The sequence below is a fragment of the Bradyrhizobium sp. USDA 4011 genome, assembly GCF_054063415.1.
On the sequence record NZ_JBSSGG010000001.1, the window covers coordinates 5,157,936 to 5,178,350 of the forward strand.

16 protein-coding genes and 1 pseudogene are annotated in these 20,415 nt (G+C 66.5%); 9 read left to right on the top strand and 8 right to left on the bottom strand.

Annotation, left to right across the window (positions count from 1 at the left end; genetic code table 11):
• Positions 1-41 precede the first annotated feature (41 nt).
• Complete coding sequence (locus ACVW1C_RS24120) at positions 42-230, top strand: putative motility protein (RefSeq protein ID WP_092123268.1); 189 nt, start codon at positions 42-44, stop codon at positions 228-230.
• Here the strand turns inward: ACVW1C_RS24120 and tlpA are convergent, their stop codons facing one another.
• Entirely contained in the window at positions 231-911 is a 681-nt protein-coding gene (gene tlpA, locus ACVW1C_RS24125) for a thiol:disulfide interchange protein TlpA (protein WP_456760538.1), read from the bottom strand. It abuts the gene before it with no gap.
• A gap of 187 nt (positions 912-1,098) precedes the next feature.
• On the opposite strand from tlpA, the gene argH reads away from it, so the two are divergent.
• The 3 genes from argH to lysA all read left to right on the top strand — a co-directional run bounded on the left by argH (position 1,099) and on the right by lysA (position 4,140).
• Positions 1,099-2,496, top strand: coding sequence for an argininosuccinate lyase (gene argH / locus ACVW1C_RS24130; protein ID WP_456760539.1), 1,398 nt, complete (start codon positions 1,099-1,101; stop codon positions 2,494-2,496).
• Between the two features lie 92 nt (positions 2,497-2,588).
• Positions 2,589-2,858: an LPS translocon maturation chaperone LptM gene (lptM, locus tag ACVW1C_RS24135; protein WP_298378076.1), complete on the top strand. Its 270-nt coding sequence runs from the start codon at positions 2,589-2,591 to the stop codon at positions 2,856-2,858.
• 16 nt (positions 2,859-2,874) lie between these two features.
• Positions 2,875-4,140, top strand: coding sequence for a diaminopimelate decarboxylase (lysA, locus tag ACVW1C_RS24140; protein ID WP_456760540.1), 1,266 nt, complete (start codon positions 2,875-2,877; stop codon positions 4,138-4,140).
• A 207-nt stretch (positions 4,141-4,347) separates the two neighbouring features.
• Here lysA and ACVW1C_RS24145 read toward each other — a convergent pair whose 3' ends face one another.
• Positions 4,348-5,259, bottom strand: coding sequence for an NAD(P)-dependent oxidoreductase (locus tag ACVW1C_RS24145; protein WP_456760541.1), 912 nt, complete (start codon positions 5,257-5,259; stop codon positions 4,348-4,350).
• A 195-nt stretch (positions 5,260-5,454) separates the two neighbouring features.
• Complete coding sequence (locus tag ACVW1C_RS24150; protein WP_018268955.1) at positions 5,455-5,838, bottom strand: carboxymuconolactone decarboxylase family protein; 384 nt, start codon at positions 5,836-5,838, stop codon at positions 5,455-5,457.
• Positions 5,839-6,008: 170 nt separating this feature from the next.
• On the opposite strand from ACVW1C_RS24150, the gene ACVW1C_RS24155 reads away from it, so the two are divergent.
• Positions 6,009-8,645 (top strand): TIGR02302 family protein, encoded by a 2,637-nt coding sequence (locus ACVW1C_RS24155; protein WP_456760542.1) that lies wholly within the window; start codon positions 6,009-6,011, stop codon positions 8,643-8,645.
• 261 nt (positions 8,646-8,906) lie between these two features.
• Here the strand turns inward: ACVW1C_RS24155 and ACVW1C_RS24160 are convergent, their stop codons facing one another.
• Both ACVW1C_RS24160 and ACVW1C_RS24165 read right to left on the bottom strand, forming a co-directional pair.
• The gene (locus ACVW1C_RS24160) at positions 8,907-9,284 is read right to left on the bottom strand and encodes a response regulator (RefSeq protein ID WP_176533789.1); all 378 of its coding nucleotides are present in this window, start codon (positions 9,282-9,284) and stop codon (positions 8,907-8,909) included.
• A gap of 37 nt (positions 9,285-9,321) precedes the next feature.
• Positions 9,322-10,182, bottom strand: a complete 861-nt coding sequence (locus ACVW1C_RS24165) for an MJ0042-type zinc finger domain-containing protein (protein ID WP_456760543.1) — start codon at positions 10,180-10,182, stop codon at positions 9,322-9,324.
• Positions 10,183-10,456: 274 nt separating this feature from the next.
• On the opposite strand from ACVW1C_RS24165, the gene ftsE reads away from it, so the two are divergent.
• From ftsE to ACVW1C_RS24185, 4 genes are all read left to right on the top strand, one after another.
• Complete coding sequence (gene ftsE / locus ACVW1C_RS24170; RefSeq protein WP_021079468.1) at positions 10,457-11,116, top strand: cell division ATP-binding protein FtsE; 660 nt, start codon at positions 10,457-10,459, stop codon at positions 11,114-11,116.
• On the top strand, positions 11,109-12,080 hold the full coding sequence (locus tag ACVW1C_RS24175) for a cell division protein FtsX (RefSeq protein WP_456760544.1): 972 nt from the start codon (positions 11,109-11,111) through the stop codon (positions 12,078-12,080). Before ftsE ends, ACVW1C_RS24175 begins: the two co-directional genes overlap by 8 nt.
• A gap of 159 nt (positions 12,081-12,239) precedes the next feature.
• Complete coding sequence (locus ACVW1C_RS24180) at positions 12,240-12,956, top strand: YdcF family protein (RefSeq protein ID WP_456760545.1); 717 nt, start codon at positions 12,240-12,242, stop codon at positions 12,954-12,956.
• Between the two features lie 87 nt (positions 12,957-13,043).
• Positions 13,044-13,805 carry a lysophospholipid acyltransferase family protein gene (locus ACVW1C_RS24185; protein ID WP_456760546.1) on the top strand — a complete coding sequence of 254 codons (762 nt, stop codon included), beginning with the start codon at positions 13,044-13,046 and terminating at the stop codon, positions 13,803-13,805.
• A gap of 8 nt (positions 13,806-13,813) precedes the next feature.
• Here ACVW1C_RS24185 and ACVW1C_RS24190 read toward each other — a convergent pair whose 3' ends face one another.
• The 3 genes and pseudogenes from ACVW1C_RS24190 to ACVW1C_RS24200 form a co-directional block, all read right to left on the bottom strand.
• Entirely contained in the window at positions 13,814-15,295 is a 1,482-nt protein-coding gene (locus tag ACVW1C_RS24190; protein WP_456760547.1) for an aldehyde dehydrogenase, read from the bottom strand.
• A 40-nt stretch (positions 15,296-15,335) separates the two neighbouring features.
• On the bottom strand, positions 15,336-19,913 hold the full coding sequence (locus ACVW1C_RS24195; RefSeq protein ID WP_456760548.1) for an autotransporter outer membrane beta-barrel domain-containing protein: 4,578 nt from the start codon (positions 19,911-19,913) through the stop codon (positions 15,336-15,338).
• Positions 19,914-20,177: 264 nt separating this feature from the next.
• A pseudogene (locus ACVW1C_RS24200) lies at positions 20,178-20,402 on the bottom strand (TlpA family protein disulfide reductase); the annotation flags it as partial.
• Positions 20,403-20,415 lie beyond the last annotated feature (13 nt).

The following is a 20,415-nucleotide window of genomic DNA, read 5'->3' on the forward strand; positions in this document are numbered from 1 at the left end:
CTTTCGCGCGCTACGCAAGAGCAAGTTTGGGAGTGCCGCGTATGGACATGATGAGCATGGTGTCGAGCATCCTGTCGATGCAGCAGGGCAATTTGCAGGGTCAGATCGCGACCCGCGTGACCAAGCAGAACCTCGATGCGGAAAAGTTCGCGGTTCAAACCCTGCTCGGCACCCCGTCGACCGCCAATCTCGGTCCCGGCGTCGGCGGCAACCTCAACGCCGTCGCCTGATCAGAACCCCGCCGCGGCTGGGGCTAACGCCGCCTTCACCAGCTTGATCGCATCGTCGCTCGCCCATTCGGCGGGACCGGCGATATTGGCGATTTCGCAGCCCTTGCCGTCGACCAGCACCGAAGTCGGCATGCCGAGTGCCTTGCCTATGTTCTTAAGATCCTGAAAGACCTTGGCTTTCTGGTCGCTGAAATAGCCGAGATTGGTCAGATTGGCTTCCTTCAGGAAGTTTTTCGGCTTGTCCGGGTCGCGGGTGTCGATGTTGATCGCGACCACCTCGAAATCCTTGCCGCCGAGCTTGGTCTGCAGGCTGTCGAGCGCCGGCATTTCCTTGCGACAGGGCACGCACCAGGTCGCCCACAGATTGACCAGCACCGTCTTGCCGCGCCAGTCCGAGAGTTTCTTCGGTTGGCCGTTGGCGTCCTCGAAGGTCAAGTCGGGAAGCCGCAAGGGGGTGGTCGCCATGGTCAGCGCCGCGACCTCGCCATGGGCGAGCGGGGCGATCTTCTTCGCCAGATCCACCGCGCTGTTGCAGGCGGCGTCGCCGCCGGCGGGATGCCTGAGGCCGGAGACCCCGACATAGCCGATCACGGCCCCGGCCAGCACGGCGCCGATCACCAGCGGGATGCGCCATTTGGCAGTCGGCTTGGCGGTCGGTTCGGATGGGGTCGTCTCGGGCATATCGTTTGTCATCCTGGGTCAGATATGGCTATGCAGTGGCTGGAGCATGATCCGGACAAGTGCGAAGCGGTTTTCCGAAAAGATCATGCCCAAACAACGGACTAATACGATCGGAACCGCCACGCTGTTTCGCCGCTCCGGCGATGAAACCGCAAGGCCTGAAATACGAATTCGTGAGCGAGATGTCATGAGCAACAAGATGTGGGGCGGCCGGTTCTCGGAGCGCCCCGACGCCATCATGGAGGAAATCAACGTCTCCATCGACGTCGACCGTCACCTTTATGCCCAGGACATTGCAGCGTCCAAGGCCCACGCCGCGATGCTCGCCGCGCAGGGCATCATCACGTCAGCTGATGCGAAAAATATCGGCAAAGGTCTAGACACGATTTTGTCAGAAATCGGCAAGGGCGACTTCGATTTCAAGCGCGCGCTTGAGGACATCCATATGAATGTCGAGTCGCGGCTGTCCGAATTGATCGGGCCCGCTGCGGGCCGGCTGCATACCGCGCGCTCGCGCAACGATCAGGTCGCGACCGATTTCCGGCTCTATGTCCGCGACACCATCGACGAGACCGAGGCCGCGCTGGCCGCGTTCCAGCAGGCGCTGGTCGATCGTGCGCTGGAGCATGCCGGAACCGTCATGCCGGGCTTCACCCATCTGCAGACCGCGCAGCCCGTGACCTTCGGCCATCACCTCTTGGCCTATGTCGAGATGGCTGGCCGCGACCGCGGCCGCTTCTCCGACGCGCGCAAGCGACTGAACGAATCGCCGCTGGGCGCCGCCGCGCTCGCCGGCACCTCGTTTCCGATCGACCGCACTGCCACCGCCAAGGCGCTCGGCTTCGACCGGCCGATGGCCAATTCGCTCGACGCGGTGTCCGATCGCGATTTCGTGCTGGAAACGCTGTCGGCGGCCGCGATCTGCGCAGTGCATATGTCACGCTTCGCCGAGGAGATCGTGATCTGGACCTCGCCGCTCGTCGGTCTCGTCAAGCTCAGTGACAAGTTCACCACGGGCTCGTCGATCATGCCGCAGAAGCGCAACCCGGACGCGGCCGAGCTGGTGCGCGCCAAGACCGGCCGCGTGATCGGTGCGCTGACCGCGCTCCTGATCGTGATGAAGGGCCTGCCGCTCGCCTATCAAAAGGATATGCAGGAGGACAAGCAGGGCGCCATGGAGGCCTTCGAGGCGCTGTCGCTGGCGATCCGCGCCATGACCGGCATGGTCGAGGACCTGGTGCCGGACGAAGCCAAGATGAAGGCCGCGGCCGGCGAGGGCTATGCCACCGCGACCGACCTGGCCGACTGGCTGGTGCGCACCCTGAAGATGCCGTTCCGCGACGCCCACCACGTGACCGGGCGCATCGTCGGTCTGGCCTCGGCCCAAGGCGTGGCGCTGCACGAGCTGCCGCTCAAGGCCATGCAGAAGGTCGAGCCGAAGATTACGGCAGAGGCGCTGAAGGTGCTCAGCGTCGAATCCTCGGTCAAGAGCCGCACCTCGTTTGGCGGCACGGCGCCGAAGAATGTGATGGCGCAGGCCAAAGCCTGGGCCAAGCGGCTGGAAAAAGAGCGAAAATTGGGCTGATCCGGAAATTTTGGCCGTGATTTCATGGCGCTCCGCCTCTCGCCAGAGCACGCCAATGTTTGTATGGTGCCGCCCAAATTGGGGAATTCGTCGTGATTAGCAAGAACCGCCTGACCCCCTCGGGATGGGCCATCATTGTGCTGAGCGCCGCAACGCTTGCGCTCGGCGGCTGCGGCCGCAAGGGACCGCTCGACCTGCCGCCGACCGCGAACGCCGCGCCGGCCGCAGCACCGGGCGACACGGAGAGCGAGCGGGCGGCACAGCCCAGCGTGTTCAATCCGACCTATGGCTCGGATGCCGCGCCGGCCGCGTCGAAAGGCAATAAACGGTCCTTCGTCCTCGATCCGCTGCTCGGCAACTAGTATTTAAAAGCCCGTCATGAACCATTTCGACTATCGCAACGGCGTGCTGCATGCCGAGGCGGTCAATCTCATTGAGCTGGCGGAAGCCGTCGGCACGCCGTTCTATTGCTATTCGACCGCGACGCTGGAGCGCCACTACCGCGTCTTCACCGAGGCCTTTGCCGGCGAGAAGACACTGGTCTGCTACGCGATGAAGGCCAACTCCAACCAGTCGGTGCTGCGCACGCTGGCCAAGCTCGGCGCCGGCGCCGACGTGGTGTCCGGCGGTGAGTTGAAGCGGGCGCTCGCGGCCGGCATCCCGCCGTCGAAGATCCTGTTCTCCGGCGTCGGCAAGACCGAGGGCGAGCTGCGCGCCGCGCTCGCCGCCGACATCCTCTGCATCAACATCGAGTCCGAGCCCGAGCTCGAAATGCTGTCGCGCCTTGCGGTCGAGATGAAGACGACCGCGCGCATCTCGGTGCGGGTCAATCCCGACGTCGATGCCGGCACCCACGCCAAGATCTCGACCGGCAAGTCGGAGAACAAGTTCGGCATTCCGATCGCGCGCGCCCGCGAGGTCTATGCCCGCGCGGCGAAGTTGCCGGGTATCCAGGTCACCGGCACCGACGTGCATATCGGCAGCCAGATCACCGATCTCGGCCCGCTGGAGGCTGCGTTCCGGCTGCTCGCCGAATTCGTGCAGACGCTGCGCGCCGACGGCCACAACATCTCGCATATCGATTTCGGCGGCGGCCTCGGCATTCCCTATTACATGGATCGCGCCGCGCCGCCGGCGCCGGCCGCCTATGCCGCGATGGTCAAGCGCGTCACGCATAATCTCGGCTGCACGCTGATGTTCGAGCCTGGCCGCCTGATCGTCGGCAATGCCGGCATCCTCGTCACCCGCGTGATCCATGTGAAGCCGGGCGATGCCAAGAACTTCGTGATCATCGACGCCGCGATGAACGACCTGATTCGGCCGACGCTGTATGAGGCGCATCACGATATCCTGCCGGTGCGCCAGCCCGCACTGGGCACGCCGACCATGGTCGCCGACGTGGTCGGCCCGGTCTGCGAGACCGGCGACTATCTCGCGCTCGACCGTTCGCTGCCGCAGTCGAAGGCCGGCGATCTGCTGGCCGTCATGACCGCCGGCGCCTATGGCGCGGTGCAGGCCGGCACCTACAACACGCGGCCGCTGGTGCCGGAAGTGCTGGTCAAGGACGACCAATACGCCGTGGTCCGCCCGCGCATCGACGTCGACGCGCTGATCGCGATGGACAAGCCCGCGCCGTGGTTGTGAGCTGCTAGCGGCGCTTCATATTCGGTGTCGTCCCATTGGCCTCATCAACGGTGTCGTCCCTGCGAAAGCAGGGACCCATAACCACCGAACGTGGTTGTTGTGCTGTGCTGGGGCGCCAGTTCAACTAAATCACTGGCGCCTGTGGTTATGGGTCCCGGGTCGCGCTTCGCTTGCCCGGGACGACGGCGTTTGTTGTGTCGACGACGCTTATTTGGCCGCGTGCGCGCCGCCCTTGGCTCCGCCTACGATCACGCCCGCGGCTTTCTCGATCGGCTTGATTGCGGCGGTGAAATCCGACTCCGCCCCCTCCTCGCGGATGATGACTTCCCAGAGCCGGCCGACCGCTTCGGCGACTTCCATCGACAGCCCGAGCGAGCGCATCTCCTCGACCGCGAGCCGCACGTCCTTCACCATGAGGCCGGTGGCGAAGCCGAAGTCGAAGCTGCGCGGCAGCACCGAACGCGGAAACTTGTCGCGGCTTGCGGTGTTGAGTCCGGAGCCCGCGTTGATCACGTCGATCATTACGGCCGGATCAAGCCCGGACTTGACGCCCATCACGACGGCTTCCGAGGTCGCGACCATCGCGGTCGCCGACAGGAAGTTGTTGGCGAGCTTCATGGTCTGGCCGGAGCCCGGCTTGGTGCCGATGAAGAACACCTTGCCGATGACGTCGAGCGCGCTTTTCACCAGCTCGAAATCGGCCCGCGGGCCCGACACCATCACCGCCAGCGTGCCCTTCTCGGCGCCGGAGACGCCGCCGGAGACCGGGCTGTCGATCTGCACGACATTCTTCTTGGCCAGCAGGTCGTGGATCTTCACCGCCATCTGCGAGCCGACGGTGGAGAGATCGATGAAGCGCTTGACGCGCTTGCCCTCGATCACACCGCATGCGCCGGTCGCGACCTCGAGCGAGGCCTGCAGCGAGGGCAGGCTCGCCATCACGGTCTCGACGCGGTCGGCGATGTCCTTGGGCGAAGTTGCCGCAGTGGCGCCGAGCGCAACCAGCTGGTCGACGGCGTCCTTGCGCATGTCGAACACGGTGAGCTTGTGGCCGGCCTCGATCAGCCGGCGCGCCATCGGGAAGCCCATCTTCCCGAGGCCGATGAATCCGATTTCCATGGTGTTGTTTCCTCTACGTCGTTATGTGCCGAGCCGCGCGCCCCGTACTTGATGTCGTCCCTGCGAAAGCAGGGACCCATAACCACCGCGCTTGATTGCTGTGCTCCGCTGGAGCCCCAGCGGGTTCTCACCACGAAGGCCTGTGGTTATGGGTCCCGGCTTTCGCCGGGACGACGATGCGAAGGCAGCAGCGCCTCACGCTTTGTTGTCGAGCTCGGCAAACACTTCGCGCGCGATGCGGAAGCTGTCGACGCCGGCCGGAATGCCGGCATAGATCGAGACCTGCATGAAGATCTCGCGGATCTCGTCGCGCGACACGCCGTTGGTCAGCGCGCCCTTGATGTGCGCCTTCAGCTCGTGCGGGCGGTTCAGGATCGAGATCATGGCGAGGTTGAGCATGCTGCGGGTCTTGCGCGGCAGTTCCTCGCGTCCCCAGACCGCGCCCCAGCAATATTCGGTGACGAGTTCCTGGAATGGCTTGTTGAAGCTGTCCGAATTCTTCAGCGCATTGTTGACATAGGCCTCGCCGAGCACCGCCTTGCGGATTTCGAGCCCCTTGTCGTGCGTCTTCTGATCCATGTCGTTTCCTCGTGCGTAAGGCGTTGGTTCGGCCGGGACGTTACGGGGTCGAGCTGCCGCAGTCACGCCTTCGTGTTATGCGTATTTCCCGGTGTGGGTTACGCCCCGGAACGGGTGCCTCAAAGCCGCCGCTGTGCTAGGCTGACCTGCCGGCTACCCCGGAGATCTTATTGAGCGGAGCCAACATCGACCCGTCTGACACCCCGTCACGCGCCGTCAGCGACAGCGATGCGGACGCGCGGCTGAAGCTGACGCAATTGAAGCTGACCGAGGCTCTGCAGCGGGCGAAATTCGCGATTGCGTGGGAGCGGGCGTGGCCATATCTGGCGCGGTTCCTGACGGTCGCCGGTTTGTTCCTGGTCGCGTCCTGGGCCGGGCTGTGGTTGGTGCTGCCGTTTGCCGCACGCGTGGCCGGTGCCGCCTTGTTTGGCATTGCCGCGCTCGTGGTGCTGGCGCCGCTGCTGCGCTTCCGCTGGCCGAGCCGCGAGGAGGGTCTGAGCCGGCTCGACCGCGGCGCCGGCGTCCGCCATCGCCCGGCGACCACGCTTTCCGACACGCTCACCAACAAGGATCCGTTCGCACTGGTGCTGTGGCAGGCGCAGCGCGAGCGCACGCTGGCCTCGATCAAGCGCATCCGCGCCGGCCTACCGCGGCCGCGCGTCTCGCTGCACGACCCCTGGGCGCTGCGCGCGCTGGTCATCGTGATGCTGGTCGCGACCTACGTCGCCGCCGGCGACGAGCGCGGCCTGCGGGTCGCCTCCGCGTTCGACTGGAACGGCATCATGGCGCCGGCCAATGTCCGGGTCGACGCCTGGGTGACGCCGCCGAACTACACCGGCAAGCCGCCGATCATCCTGTCCAACGCCAACAAGGACGCCAACGCGGCGGACTCCACTCCGCTCGCGGTTCCGGCCGGCAGCACGCTGCTGGTGCGCTCCAGCGGCGGCACCATCGACGTCGTGGTCGGTGGCGGCGTCGCCGAGGTCGCGCCGGAGGGGCAGGCGCCCAAGGGCACCAATGAGCGGCATTTCAAGATCACCGGCGACGGCACCGCGCATGTCCGCGCGCCGGCCGGCCAGCCGCAGTGGAAATTTACCGCGACGGCGGACCGCCCGCCGTCGATTGCGCTCGCCAAGGATCCGGAGCGGCAGGCGCGCGGCGCCTTGCAGATGTCGTACAGGCTGGAGGACGACTACGGCGTCACCGAAGCGCGTGCGCAGTTCGCGGCGCGGCCGACCGATGCGCCGAAGGACGCTGACGGCAAGAAGGATACCGACGGCAAGGCGGCACAGCCGCGTCCGCTGTTCGAGCCGCCGCAATTTGCGCTGGTGCTGCCGAATGCGCGCACGCGAAACGGCGTCGGCCAGACCGTCAAGGACCTCAGCGAGGACCCTTACGCCGGCGCCGACGTGACGCTGACGCTGACCGCCAAGGACGAGGCCGGCAATGAGGGCAGGAGCGAGCCCTTCAACATGCGCCTCCCCGAGCGCCTGTTCACCAAGCCCCTGGCGCGCGCGCTGATCGAGCAGCGCCGCATCCTGGCGCTCGATGCCAACCAGAACGGCCAGGTCTATGCCGCGCTCGACGCGCTGATGATCGCGCCGGAAATGTTCATGCCGGAAACCGGCTATTATCTCGGCCTCCACACCGTGGGCCGCCAGCTCGAGGCCGCCCGCACCGACGACCAGCTGCGCGAGGTCGTCGCCAGCCTGTGGGCGCTCGCCGTCACCATCGAGGACGGCAACATCAGTGACGTCGACAAGGCGCTGCGCGCGGCGCAGGACGCGCTCAAGCAGGCGCTGGAGCGTGGCGCGACCGACGAGGAGATCAAGAAGCTCACCGACAATCTGCGCGCGGCGCTGGACAATTTCCTGCGCCAGCTCGCCGAGCAGTACCGCAACAATCCGCAGCAGCTGGCGCGGCCGCTCGATCCCAACACCAAGATGCTGAGCCAGCAGGATCTCAAGAACATGCTCGACCGCATGGAGCGGCTGTCGCGCTCCGGCGACAAGGATGCGGCGCGGCAGTTGCTGGAACAGATGCAGCAGATGCTGGAAAACCTGCAGATGGCGCAGCCCAACCAGGGCGACGACGACATGCAGCAGTCGCTCAACGAGCTCGGCGACATGATCCGCAAGCAGCAGCAGTTGCGCGACAAGACCTTCAAGCAGGGCCAGGATTCCCGCCGCGACCGGATGCGCGGCAAGCAGGGCGACCAGTCGATGGGCGACCTGCAGCAGGATCAGCAGGCGCTGCGCGATCGCCTGAAGAAGCTGCAGGAGGAGCTCGCCAAGCGCGGCATGGGTCCGGAGCAGCGCGGCCAGAAGGGGCAGAAGGGGCAAGGCCAGAAGGGCGATCAGGCGCAGCAGGGCGACCAGGGCGGCGATCAGGGTGATGACGACGGCGACGGGCTCGACCAGGCCGACTCCGCGATGGGCGATGCCTCCGGGCGGCTTGGCGAGGGCAATGCCGACGGTGCGGTGGATTCGCAAGGCCGCGCGCTGGATGCGTTGCGCAAGGGCGCCCAGAGCCTCGCCGACGCGATGCAGCAGGGCGATGGCGACCAGCCCGGCGACGGCCCCGGCAACCGCGCCGGCCGCCAGCAGAGCGGCGGCAACCAGACCGATCCGCTCGGCCGCCCGCTGCACGGCCGCGAATTCGGCGACGACTACACGGTGAAGATCCCCGGCGAGATCGACGTCCAGCGCGTCCGCCGCATCCTCGAAGAGCTGCGCCGCCGCCTCGCCGATCCGTCACGGCCGCAGATCGAGCTCGACTACATCGAGCGGCTGCTGAAGGATTACTGAGCCGCCGCACATTCCACTGTCATCGCCCGGCTCGCCGCCTTCGCCGAAGGCTTCGGCGCACCTCGGACCGCTGGCCTCGTCGGAGCCTTGGCGAAGACGGGACCGGGCGATCCAGTATTCCAGAGACGCCAGCGATTGAATCGAGAAGCCGCGGCGTACTGGATGCCCCGCTGGAGCCTGTCATCGGGCGCGCGTTCGCGCGACCCGGTGGCGGGGCATGACGAGATGTGTGTGCGGTGGTCGTGTTGCCCGGAATGACGGCTAGCTCGCCTTCCTTGCCGCCAGCGCATCCGCGACCGCAGTGCGGATATCGGCCACTGAGAACGGCTTGGTCACCACGTCATGCACGATCGCCTCGAGGCCTGAGGCGCGTTCGCGCTGATGGGCGAAGCCGGTCATCAGCAGGATCTTCAGCTCGGGGAAATCGCGGGCCGCGGTCAGCGCCAGAGCGATGCCATCCATGATGGGCATCTGGATGTCGGTCAGCAGGAGGTCGAACGCGCCCTCATCGCGCGTCAGCATCTCCAGCGCCTCGGCGCCGTCCTGCGCGGTCACGGTCTCGTGGCCGTCCATGGCGATGGCGCGCGCGACCAGCGAGCGCATCGAGTCTTCGTCGTCGGCGATCAGAACACGCGTCATGGTGATGGTCGGGTTTCCGAAACTGCTAGCCGGCGGCTCAGGCGCGGCCGCCGGTGAGATCATGCTTGTTGAAGAAGCGTACGTCGATATTGCGGCCTTCGGGCGGCGGCGAGGCGAGGCGCGACTTGAAGAAGGCGCGCTCGCCGGGATTGAGCACCGGCTGCTCCAGCACCGCGTTCCAGGCATAGATTTCGGCGCCCTGCGCATCGCGCACCGAGAAGCGCAGTCGCGGCAGTTCGACCGGCTTCCTGGTCTGGCCGACGATCATGCCCTCGATCACCAGCACCGGCTTGCCGTCCACGGTCTCGTTGGTGATCTTGAGGTCCTTGAAGGCGAGGCCGCGCAAATTCACGTCGAGCCCGACCATCTTGTAGAACAGCGCGGTCTGCGGCAGCAGCCGCACCACGTCGTTGCGCCAGACGAACAGCGCAATGATCAGTGCCCCCATCGCGGCGCAGGCGGTCGGCAGGGCGCCGATCACGGGCATGAAGGGAATGCGGGGCAGGGAGGGCAGGCGGAACAGGCGGGGAAGCCGCGGCAGGCCGAAGCGGCGCTTTCGGGCGTCCTGGGGGCCGGCATGGGCGGCGGCATCCGCCTCGGCCACCGCCGGCCACGCCGTGGCGGCGTCTTCGTCGGCGGGTAAATCGGCCGAAATCGAGGGGCTCTCGACCATCGGGGTCGCGTCAGCCTCCTCGCGCCCCATCGCCTCCCATTCCGCGGCGAGATTGGAGCCCGCGGCCTCGTAGGCCAAACTGGGTGCGGTCGCCCCGATCGCGTCCTCCGGCCGGGCCAGCCAGACCTCGCGGCAGCGGGAACAACGGACCGTGCGTCCGGCCTCGCCCAGGGTGGCCGGATTGATGGCGTAAGATGTTGTACAATGTGGGCAAACGATATGCATGGAGCCGAATCTCCACCGTGTGGTATGCCCGCATGTTACCGAGCGACCGTTAACGAATCGGAAACCATAACCGACGCACAAGCTTTCTGTGCGGTTCGCGGCCGCTCGGTGGGGGTTCGGGGCGCGAAAGCGTTTTCGAGCGAAGTGGGTACCGGTTCGCGTGAAGAAAACGCGTCCAAACAAGAATCCAGAGCCCCGTTCCGATTTCATCGGAACGGAAAAGGCTCTGGAGTTGGGTATTGGGCCACAGGCCCTCTCGAACGGAGCTAGCGCATTGGTTCGGTTCGAAAATGTCGGTCTGCGCTACGGGCTCGGCCCGGAGATTTTGCGCGACCTCTCCTTCATGATCCCGGCCCATTCGTTTCAGTTCCTCACCGGGCCGTCGGGCGCGGGCAAGACCTCGCTGCTGCGGCTATTGTTCCTGTCGCTGCGGCCGACCCGCGGGCTGGTCAATTTGTTCGGCAAGGACGTCTCCCTGCTGAGCAAGGATCAGGTCGCCGACCTGCGCAAGCGCATCGGCATCGTGCTGCAGGATTTCCGCCTGCTCGACCACATGACGACCTATGAGAACGTCGCGCTGCCGTTCCGCGTGATGGGCCGCGAGGAATCGACCTACCGCCGTGAGGTGATCGATCTCTTGAAATGGGTCGGCCTCGGCGAGCGCATGGACGCGCTGCCGCCGATTCTGTCGGGCGGCGAGAAGCAGCGCGCGGCGATCGCGCGCGCGGTGATCTCGCGGCCGCAATTGCTGCTGGCGGACGAGCCGACCGGCAGCGTCGACCCGACGCTCGGGCGCCGCCTGTTGCGGCTGTTCATCGAGCTCAACAAATCGGGCACCGCGGTTATCATCGCGACCCACGACATCACGTTGATGGATCAATACGAGGCGCGGCGGCTGGTGCTGCATCAGGGACGGCTGCACATCTATGAGTAGGAGCGGCGACCAGAAAGTGTCGTTGGTCGATCTCGGGCGCGAGCGTCCGCAGGTCCCGGCCACCGCGCGCAACATGTCGCCGATCGTGCCGCGCGCCTCGATCTCGGGCCGCGCGCTGGTCGCGGTGGTCGCGATCATGACCTTCCTCGCCTCGCTGACGACGGGCACCGTACTGCTGGTCAGCGCGTCGGCGGCCGAATGGCAATCGGAAGTATCGAGCGAGATCACCATCCAGGTGCGCCCCGCGCCGGGCCGCGACCTCGATCGCGACACGCAGGCCGCCGTGGAGGCGATGCGGGCGCAGTCCGGCATTCTCGAGGTGCGTCCGTTCAGCAAGGAGGAATCCGCCAAGCTGCTGGAGCCGTGGCTCGGCAGCGGGCTTTCGATCGACGAGCTGCCGGTGCCGCGCGTCATCGTGGCGCGGGTGCAGCCCGGCACCCCGCTCGATCTCGCCGCGTTGCGCGCGCGGGTGACGCAGGTGGCGCCGACCGCAAGTGTCGACGATCATCGCGCCTGGATCGAGCGCATGCGCTCGATGACCGGCGCCACGGTGTTTGCCGGCGTCGGCATCCTGATCCTCGTGATCATCGCCACCATCATCTCGGTGTCGTTCGCGACCCGCGGCGCGATGGCCGCCAACCGTCCGATCGTCGAGGTGCTGCATTTCGTCGGCGCCGGCGACAGCTTCATCGCCAACCGCTTCCTGCGGCACTTCCTCCGGCTCGGTCTCGAGGGCGGGCTGATCGGCGGCGGCGCGGCGATGCTGGCGTTCGGCTTCTCCGAGTCGATCGCCAACTGGTTCTCCGGCACGCCGGTGGGCGACCAGTTCGCGGCGCTGCTCGGCACGTTCTCGCTGCGTCCGTCGGGCTACCTCGTCCTGGCGTTGCAGGCGGTGCTGATCGCGGCGATCACCGCATGGGCGTCGCGGCGCACCCTGTTCGCCACGCTCGACGACATCGACTGACGGCCCGCGGCATCAGAGTCGTGGGGCCGGTTTCGTGATCGCGTTTCGTCGCCAGAGTGTGATTTCGCGCGCATCTGCGCCGCCCTGGCCGGGCAAAACCGGTTTCCACTTTTCCGGATCATGCTCTAAAATCCCCGGGGGGAAGGATATCAGCATCACATGAGCTTGCAGCCCGACGATACGTCGCCGAAAGGCCATGCCGCGCCCCCGCGCGGCTGGCTGCGCGTCGTCATCGTCGTGCCGCTGGCGCTTGCCTTCGTCGCCGCCGCGGTCGGCTTCATCGGCTTCCTGTCGCAATTGCGCGGCGTCGAGACCGACCCGCCGCACAACGCCGACGGCATCGTGGTGCTGACCGGCGGCTCGTCGCGGGTATCCGACGCGATGGAGCTGTTGGCGGCGGGCTACGGCAAGCGCCTGCTGATCTCCGGCGTGCATCCGACCAACGACGCCAATGACATTTCCCGCTCGGTGCCGGACAGCCAGGGGCTGATGCGGTGCTGCGTCGATCTCGACCGCTCTGCGGTGAATACCCGCAGCAATGCGGCGGAGACGCGGCGCTGGGCGCACGAGCGCGGCTTCAAGTCGCTGATCGTGGTGACCTCGAACTACCACATGCCGCGCGCGATCGTGGAACTGTCACACGCGATGCCCGATATCACGCTGATCCCGTTCGCGGTCGTCGGCGACAAATGGCGCGACGAGCCGTGGTGGACGAGTGGCGGAACGTTCCGTCTCTTGCTATCGGAATACGCCAAATATGTTGCCGCGGAGGTCCGGGTGCGGCTGGCCGATATCGGCCTCGACCTGACCTCCGACCTCGCCGAGCCGGCAGCGGCACCACGCCGCCCGGCGACGGCGCAGGCGAATAGGGACTAGGCATGACCCGGAAAGGTGCGGAGCGGTTTTCCTCGCGACAGACGCGGAACGCGTTTGCGCGGAGATCGTGCTCAAACAAGGACTGAAATGATTTTCCTGCGCTCGCTGATCTTCAACGTGCTGTTCTACCTGGTGCTGGTGCTGCTCTGCATCGTCGCGCTGCCAACGCTGCTGCTGCCGCGCGGCGCGATGATGGCGATCGAGGCCGCGTGGGCCAACACCAGCCTGTTCCTGATGCGCGTGATCTGCAACATCAGGATCGAGTTCCGCGGCGTCGAGAAGATTCCGAGCGGGCCGCTGGTCGTCGCCTCCAAGCACCAGTCGTTCTGGGAGACGTTCGCGCTGGTGCGCTTCTTCGAGTATCCGCTGTTCATCCTCAAGCGCGAGCTGATGATGATCCCGGTGTTCGGCTTGTACCTGAAGAAGGTCGGCATGATCTCGGTCGAGCGCGGCGGCGGCCCGCGCTCGCTGGTCAAGACGCTCAAGCGTGCGGCGGCCGAAGTGAAGCTCGGCCGGCAACTCGTGATCTTCCCGGAAGGCACCCGCACCGCGCCCGGCGCTACGCCGAACTACAAGGCCGGCGTCGCGCAGATCTATGCCGAGAGCGGCGTGCCGTGCCTGCCGGTCGCGCTCAATTCCGGGCTGTTCTGGCCGCGCCGCACCTTCATGCGCTATCCCGGCACGCTGGTGGTCGAATTCCTCGATCCATTGCCGCCGGGCCTGCCGCGCGACGAGTTCATGACCCGCCTGCGCGATCAGATCGAAACCGCCACCACACGCATCGTCGAAGCCGGCCGCGCCGAGCAGGCGAAATTGTTCGGCGGTGTGCCGAGTGCGGCGAAGGGGTAGGCGGAGAGTTACCGCATGACGAACGGATTCGCCGGCACGTCCGTCGCGGTCGAGATCCAGACGCTCTTGGTCTCCTGATATTCGCGCACCGCGTCGATGCCGCTTTCGCGGCCGACGCCGGAGAACTTCATGCCGCCGAACGGCATCATGTAGCTGATGGCGCGGTAGGTGTTGACCCACACCGTGCCGGCGCGCAGCTGCTTCGGCACGCGGATGGCGCGCGCCAGATCTTTGGTCCAGATGCCGGCGGCAAGGCCGTAGATCGTGTCGTTGGCGATGCGGATGGCGTCTTCCTCGGTGTCGAAGGAGATGATCGACAGCACCGGGCCGAATACTTCCTCGCGGGCGATCCGCATGGTGTTGTCGACGTCGGTGAAGATGGTCGGTTCGACGAACTGGCCGCCCTTGATGCCCTCGCCGGAGGCCGGCTTGCCGCCGAGCAGGCAGCGCGCGCCTTCGGCCTTCGCGATATCGATGTAGTCGAGCACCTTCTTGTACTGCGCCGGCGTCGTGATCGGGCCGACATTGGTGTCGGCCTGCATGGGGTCGCCGATCTTGGCGGATTTCGCCAGCTCCAGCACGCGCGCGACGAACTTCTCCTTGATCGAGCTCTGTACCAGCAGGCGCGAACCGGCGATGCAGGTCTGGCCGGTGGCGGCGAAGATGCCGGAGATCGCGCCGGCCGCAGCCGCCGTGAGGTCGGCATCCTCGAACACGATGTTCGGCGACTTGCCGCCGAGCTCGAGCGAGACCCGCTTCAGGCTCCTGGCGGCAGTCTCGTAGACCTTTGCGCCGGTCGTGTCCGATCCCGTGAAGGTGATCTTGGCGACGCCGGGATGCGAGATCAATGCGGAGCCTGCCTCGGGCCCAAAGCCGGTCACCACGTTGAAGATGCCGTCCGGAATGCCGGCTTCCTTGGTCAGCGCCGCAAATTCCAGTGTGCTGGCCGAGGTGAATTCCGAGGGCTTGACGACCACCGCGCAACCGGCCGCAAGCGCTGCGGCGCATTTCCAGGCGACGAACAGCAGCGGCGAATTCCAGGCGGTCAGGGCCGCGACGACGCCGACCGGCTCATGCGTCGTGTAGGCGAAGGTATCCGCCTTGTCGATCGGCACCAGGCCGCCCTCGAGCTTGTCGACGAGGCCGCCGAAATACCACCACCACTCCGGATGGTAGCGCAGCTGGCCCAGCATCTCGGCCATCAGCTTGCCGTTGTCGCGCACCTCGATCTCGGCGAGACGCTCCGCATTGGCGGCGACGAGGTCGCCGAGCTTGCGCATCGCCTTGCCGCGTGCGGACGCCGTCATTTTCGCCCATGGGCCGCGCCACATCGCCTCATTGGCTGATTTCACCGCCTTGTCGGCGTCGGCGGCCGAGCCGCGCGGAATTCTGGCCCAGGCCTCGCCGCGATAGGGATCGATGGTGTCGAACCACTCGCCATTGGCGGGATCGACATACTGGCCGTCGATGTAGAGCTGATAGGTCTTCATGAGATCCTCCAGCAAGGCGATGGTTTTGGTCGGCGCAAGGCTAGAACTTCAGATTGAGCCCGGTGCGGAACGACTGGTCGATGAGGGCCCCGGAGAGCTGGCTACTGTAGGAGAGATTGATCGTCGCGTCCACCGACACCCGCGCGTCGAGCCCGGCCTCGAGCACGGCGGCGTCGCGGGCGAGCGGCGTACCGGCGATGGTGAAGGGGTCGCCATTGGCGAAGCTGACCATGGTGATCGGCGTGACGGCGCCGAACGCATGCCGCCATCCGACGGTCGCGCGGGCGGTGGTGGAGACGCCGGCGAGGTCGAAGCCGGTCGCGGCATGCGCGCCGAGCGTGGTGAACGTCGCCTCCATCGTTGGATTATAGCCGGTGAGCGCTGCAGCGCCCCCCGTCTCGCGGAAGGCGTCGCTCGCCGCATTGACGTACGCGGCGCCGGCGAAAGGCTCGAGATCGAACCGGCCGACACGCAGGCGATAGCCGAGCTCGCCGAACACTTGCGTGGTCCAGGCCCCGTACGAGGAGGTCAGCCGATCGGCGAAATTGGGAAGCACGATGGTGCGACTCGCAGCAAGGTCCTGCCAGCTGCCGGCGACGCCGGCGCGCAGCGCAAGCGCATTCCATTCGGTGCCGGCATAGAGACCGACATGGGCGTTGTCGCTGGTGCCCGAGGCACCGAGCCGTGCTACGTCGAGCCGTGTCTGGCTGTAGCCGCCGACGAAGCCGACCCGCCAGTCGCCGTCGCCGACGCGGGCATCGGCGCCCGCCAGCACACCACTGGTAGTGCGGTTGATGCGCGAGGCATTGCCGTCACCAGCCAGGTAGCCCCACGCGCCGAGCGCCTGGCCCCACACCACGATGTCATGGCTGGGCGTGCTTGCCGGCTGCCCGCTATCGGCCATCATCGGCAGCGACGGTGCGCCGGCGGTGGCGAAGGCATTGCGCAGACGGTCCATCACCATGTCGCGTACGACGTGGCTGTCCTGCAGCAGCACGGCGCGGCTCGAGGCATGGATCTCGCCGGAGAACTGGTCGAATGCGCGGCGCGCGGTGGCTTCGTCCATCTGGAGGACGGCGCTCGACACCGGGCTGCCGATGTCGAGACGGTCGATCGCCGCGCCGGTGGCGCGTTGGTTCGGCGTCGCGCCGACAGCGGCGAAATCCGTGCTGTTGCGGGTCAGCGTCAGGGTCACGCTGTGCGGATCGTAGGCCAGGCTTGGCGTCAGGAAGGCGAGGTTGGAACTGACGTCCGCGAAGGTGCCGGAGAGCCCTCCGGCCGCGGTGAGGATTGTGTAGCTGGTCCGCAGCCCGTAGTTGCCGCTCCCGGCGAGGACGCTGACCCTGGCGCCGGACAACGTCGCGAGTCCGCTCGCCGCGATGCGGTCGCTTTGCCCGCCGGCGTTGACGTCCGCCTCGTAGATCGCGCCGGGCGCGAACGCGAGATTGCCGGCGACATTGAGCGTGCCGATCGAGTTTCCCGGCGCGATGGTCGCGCCCGCGGCGAGCGCCACCGGCCCGACCGTGCCGTTGCCTTGCAGCCGCGCGCCGGCGTCCACCGCGAGCGTGCCGCCGAGAACGCCGTTGACCGCCAGCGTGCCAGCCGAAACCGTGGTCGCGCCGCTGAACGCGCTGCCGTCGCCGCTGAGCGTCAGCCGTCCGTCGCCGCTCTTGGTGAACGGACCGCTGCCGCTGATGGCGCCGCCGAAGTCGACGACCGTGCCGCCGCCGGTTGTGATCGAGCCCGCGCCGGTGAAAGCCAGCCCGCGAGCAGCGGTGAAGCTGCCTTGCGTGCTCAGCGTGCCGCCATTGAACGTGACGCCGCTGCCAGCCGTCCCGAGGTTGTTGTCAGCAGCGACCTGCAGCACGCCGCCGCTGATCGTCGTGCCGCCCTGATAGGTATTGGCGCCTGCCAGCACCAGTGTGCCCGCGCCGGATTTCGTCAGGCCGCCGGCCCCGGTGACGGCCTGGTTCAGCGTGAACGTGTTCGCCGCGTCGGCGATATCGAATCCGCCGCCGCCTGCCGCAAGCGTGACCGCGCGGGACGTCGTCGTAAACGACGTGCCGGTAACCTGCAGCATGCCGCCCGTGAATGTCAGCGCGCCGGAGGCAAGCCCCAGATTGGCATCCGACGAGACCGAAAGGGTGCCGCCGGCGAGAATCGTGCCGCCGCTGTAGCTGTTGCTGCCGGTCAGCACCAGGGTGCCGCCTCCGGCCTTAGCCAGCGCGGTGCCACTGCCATCGGCGATCGTCGACGCGATCGTGGCCGAGATGTTGCTGTCGACATTGAACACGCCGGTATTGCCGCTGGCCGGCGCGATCGCCAGGGTGCCGCCGCTCAGCGTGTAGCCATTGGTCGAGAACTGCAGCGTATCGAAGCTGTGTGTGCCCGCCACCACCACCGTGCCGCCGGCCGCGCCGGCGAACACGCCGACCGATCCGCCCCATGTGCCGTTGATCGCCGCCTGTCCGGGTTTGCCGGTCCAGTTGGTGCCGCCGGCGCTCCAGGTTCCTGCACCGCCGTTGACGGTGCCGTTGCCGGTGCTGTCGGCGCCGTCCCAGAACTGCAGGTTCTGTCCGGTGCCAAGCACCGAGAGGTTGACCTGGCCAGGAATCGTGGTCTCCAGCTGCGCGCTGGCGATGGTGAAGCCCGAGGTGGTGGAACTGAGGGTCTTGGCCGCGAAATCGCCGGACAGCGCGCCGCCATAGGTGAACAGGCGATAGAAGCCCGCCGCGGCGATCCGCGCGTCGAGGGTGCCGCCGAGCGTGAGGTTGTTGCTCACGTTGACGAGATCGTTTCCGGTCCCCTGATTGCTGCCGCCGACCACGCCCGGCGTGTTCAGCTCGAAGATCGAGGTAGCTCCCGCATTGAGAGCGAGGTTGCCGGCAACCGTCAGCGTGCCGGGCGAGTTGCCGGCCGAGAGCGTTCCGTTCACCACGGTGGAAGACACCGTGCCGGATCCGCCAAGCAGTGCGCCGGCCGCAACGGTGACGCCGGAGGAGGCGGCGATCGAACCGTTCACATAGAGCGAGCCGCCGCTCACCGTGGTGGCGCCGCTGTAGGTGTTGTGGCCCGACAGCGTCAGCGCGCCGGTGCCGACCTTGGTCAGCGCGCCGTCGCCGTCGATACGGCCGGCGAACACGGCGTTGCCATTGCTGGTTCCTGTGGTCAGCAGGCTTGCTGAACTCAGCAGGACGAACGAGCCGTCGCTGCCGGCCAGGGATCCAATCGTCTGATTGACCCCCTGCAGCAGACCCGAACCGGCATCATGCAGCGTGATCCCCACGGACGTCGACAGCCCATTGGCCGTCCCGAGGATGAAAGTGCCGCCGTTGTAGACGTCGATGGTCGGCGTATTGAGCAGAGTGCCGCCGGTGGTCAGACGCAGCACGCCGTTGTTGATGACGGTCGATCCGGAGTAGCTGTTGATGCCGTACAGATCCTGGTAGCCCGTGCCGGTCTTGATGAGGCCGCCGAAGCCGGTGATGTTGCCGAAAAAACCCGAATTCTGGTTGGCGCCCCCGACCGTCAGCGTCGCCGAGCGCAGGTCGATCGTTGTCGCGGAATTGCCGTTGATGCCGCCGATGCTCTGGTCGAAGTTGTTCAGGTCGTAGGTGCCGCCCCACACGACGAGCGTGCGGCTGTTGGCTATGGCATTGGCGGTGCCCATCAGGAGCGTACCGGCGTTGATCGTGGTGTCGCCGCTATAGGTATTGGAGCCGCTCAAAGTGAGGGTGCCGGTGCCATTCTTGGTCAGCCCGCCGGGACCGGAAATGACGCCGGAGAAGGTGGTGGTGGTATTGTCGCTGCCGGAGGTCAGCGTCTGCCCGGATGCGATCACCACGTTGCCCGCCCCGGCCAGCGAGCCGACGGTTTCGCTGGTGTTGAGGTTGTATGTTCCGTCGACCGTGAGCAGGGCTGTGGGCAGCATGGTTGCGCCGCCCGAGGTTGTCAGCGTCGCGCCGCTGTTCACATGATAGGCCTGGATGCCGCTCGCGGTCCCGCTCCAGATTGTGGTTCCATAGAATGCGAGCAGACTCGCGCCGACGATGCTGCCGGCATAGTTGCCACCGTCCACGGTGATCTGGGTGTCGAGGCTTCCGATCGTACCCGCTCCCTGCAGGTTGCGGACACTCCCGGCATAGACATTGAAGTCAAGGAAAGCATTCGCGGCCACTGTCGTGCCGGCGAAGGTGGAGGGCGCTACGCCGAACTGCCAGGATCCCGCCCGCACATAGCCGCCGTCGATGTACAGCGAGGGTGGACTGCTAACCGCATTGCCGGCGAACCCATTGATGACGATGGTGCCTTGCTCGCTGGCGGAGCCGAGGTGCAGCACCGCGTTCTGGCCGAGCCTGCCGATGTTGATGCCGACAGAGCCGCCATTCTGGGCCGAGAGTGTGCCCGACTGGTTGTCATCGACGTTGATGGCTGCCGCAATGCTCGCGAGCGAGGCCGCCGCACTGAGCTGGCCGCCCTGCAGATAGATCGGTGAGGCAAACTGGTTGGGGCTGGAGATCACCTGATAATTGGTGATGTAGGTCTGCGCATAGCCGGCGCGGGTATCGACGGCCAGCCAGGCGGCGGTTGCCAACAGCGCAGCGCGCCACGAATGCACGGTACCGGTCCTACGGGCATGAGAATTGCGGGACGTTGATCGGCCCGTCATCGGCATTCGCGCCATGTTGTCAACCACGTCTTCTGAAGGTCCGCGATCGCACCTCCACCACGAACACTTGTTACTTGAGCTCCGTCCGGCAAGCAACGCATCGTGAAGAACATGCAGCGATTGGACGATGTCGTACCAAGGTACCGTGTACGGCTCCGGGTCAGGAACCGTCAGGCGCGAAACACGCACCGGGAATTACAGCAGGAAGCCGCACGCCGCGTGGTGCTCGAACACGGTGTGCAGCCCGCTCACCTGGAGGTCGGAATGCTTGAACAGCTCGAAGGCGCGCCGGGCCTGCGGCATACCGTGGGAGACGCAACCGGGACACAGCATCTGGAAGGCGTGCAGCAGCACCGGGCGGCCGCGTCGCCCGGCCAGGGTCGGCGGCTCGCCGGTGTTGAACCAGCGCGACGCGGCGATATCAGGTGCTGGAGTCACAGCTCGGTTCGCG

Excerpts from the sequence above, each read along its gene's own strand:
- tlpA (WP_456760538.1), bottom strand. The coding sequence starts at position 911 with ATGCCCGAGACGACCCCATCCGAACCGACCGCCAAGCCGACTGCCAAA.
- ACVW1C_RS24145 (WP_456760541.1), bottom strand. The coding sequence starts at position 5,259 with ATGGAAATCGGATTCATCGGCCTCGGGAAGATGGGCTTCCCGATGGCG.
- ACVW1C_RS24120 (WP_092123268.1), top strand. The coding sequence starts at position 42 with ATGGACATGATGAGCATGGTGTCGAGCATCCTGTCGATGCAGCAGGGC.
- ACVW1C_RS24180 (WP_456760545.1), top strand. The coding sequence starts at position 12,240 with ATGAGCTTGCAGCCCGACGATACGTCGCCGAAAGGCCATGCCGCGCCC.
- ACVW1C_RS24150 (WP_018268955.1), bottom strand. The coding sequence starts at position 5,838 with ATGGATCAGAAGACGCACGACAAGGGGCTCGAAATCCGCAAGGCGGTG.
- ACVW1C_RS24160 (WP_176533789.1), bottom strand. The coding sequence starts at position 9,284 with ATGACGCGTGTTCTGATCGCCGACGACGAAGACTCGATGCGCTCGCTG.
- ACVW1C_RS24190 (WP_456760547.1), bottom strand. The coding sequence starts at position 15,295 with ATGAAGACCTATCAGCTCTACATCGACGGCCAGTATGTCGATCCCGCC.
- ACVW1C_RS24185 (WP_456760546.1), top strand. The coding sequence starts at position 13,044 with ATGATTTTCCTGCGCTCGCTGATCTTCAACGTGCTGTTCTACCTGGTG.
- lysA (WP_456760540.1), top strand. The coding sequence starts at position 2,875 with ATGAACCATTTCGACTATCGCAACGGCGTGCTGCATGCCGAGGCGGTC.
- ACVW1C_RS24165 (WP_456760543.1), bottom strand. The coding sequence starts at position 10,182 with ATGCATATCGTTTGCCCACATTGTACAACATCTTACGCCATCAATCCG.
- ACVW1C_RS24175 (WP_456760544.1), top strand. The coding sequence starts at position 11,109 with ATGAGTAGGAGCGGCGACCAGAAAGTGTCGTTGGTCGATCTCGGGCGC.
- argH (WP_456760539.1), top strand. The coding sequence starts at position 1,099 with ATGAGCAACAAGATGTGGGGCGGCCGGTTCTCGGAGCGCCCCGACGCC.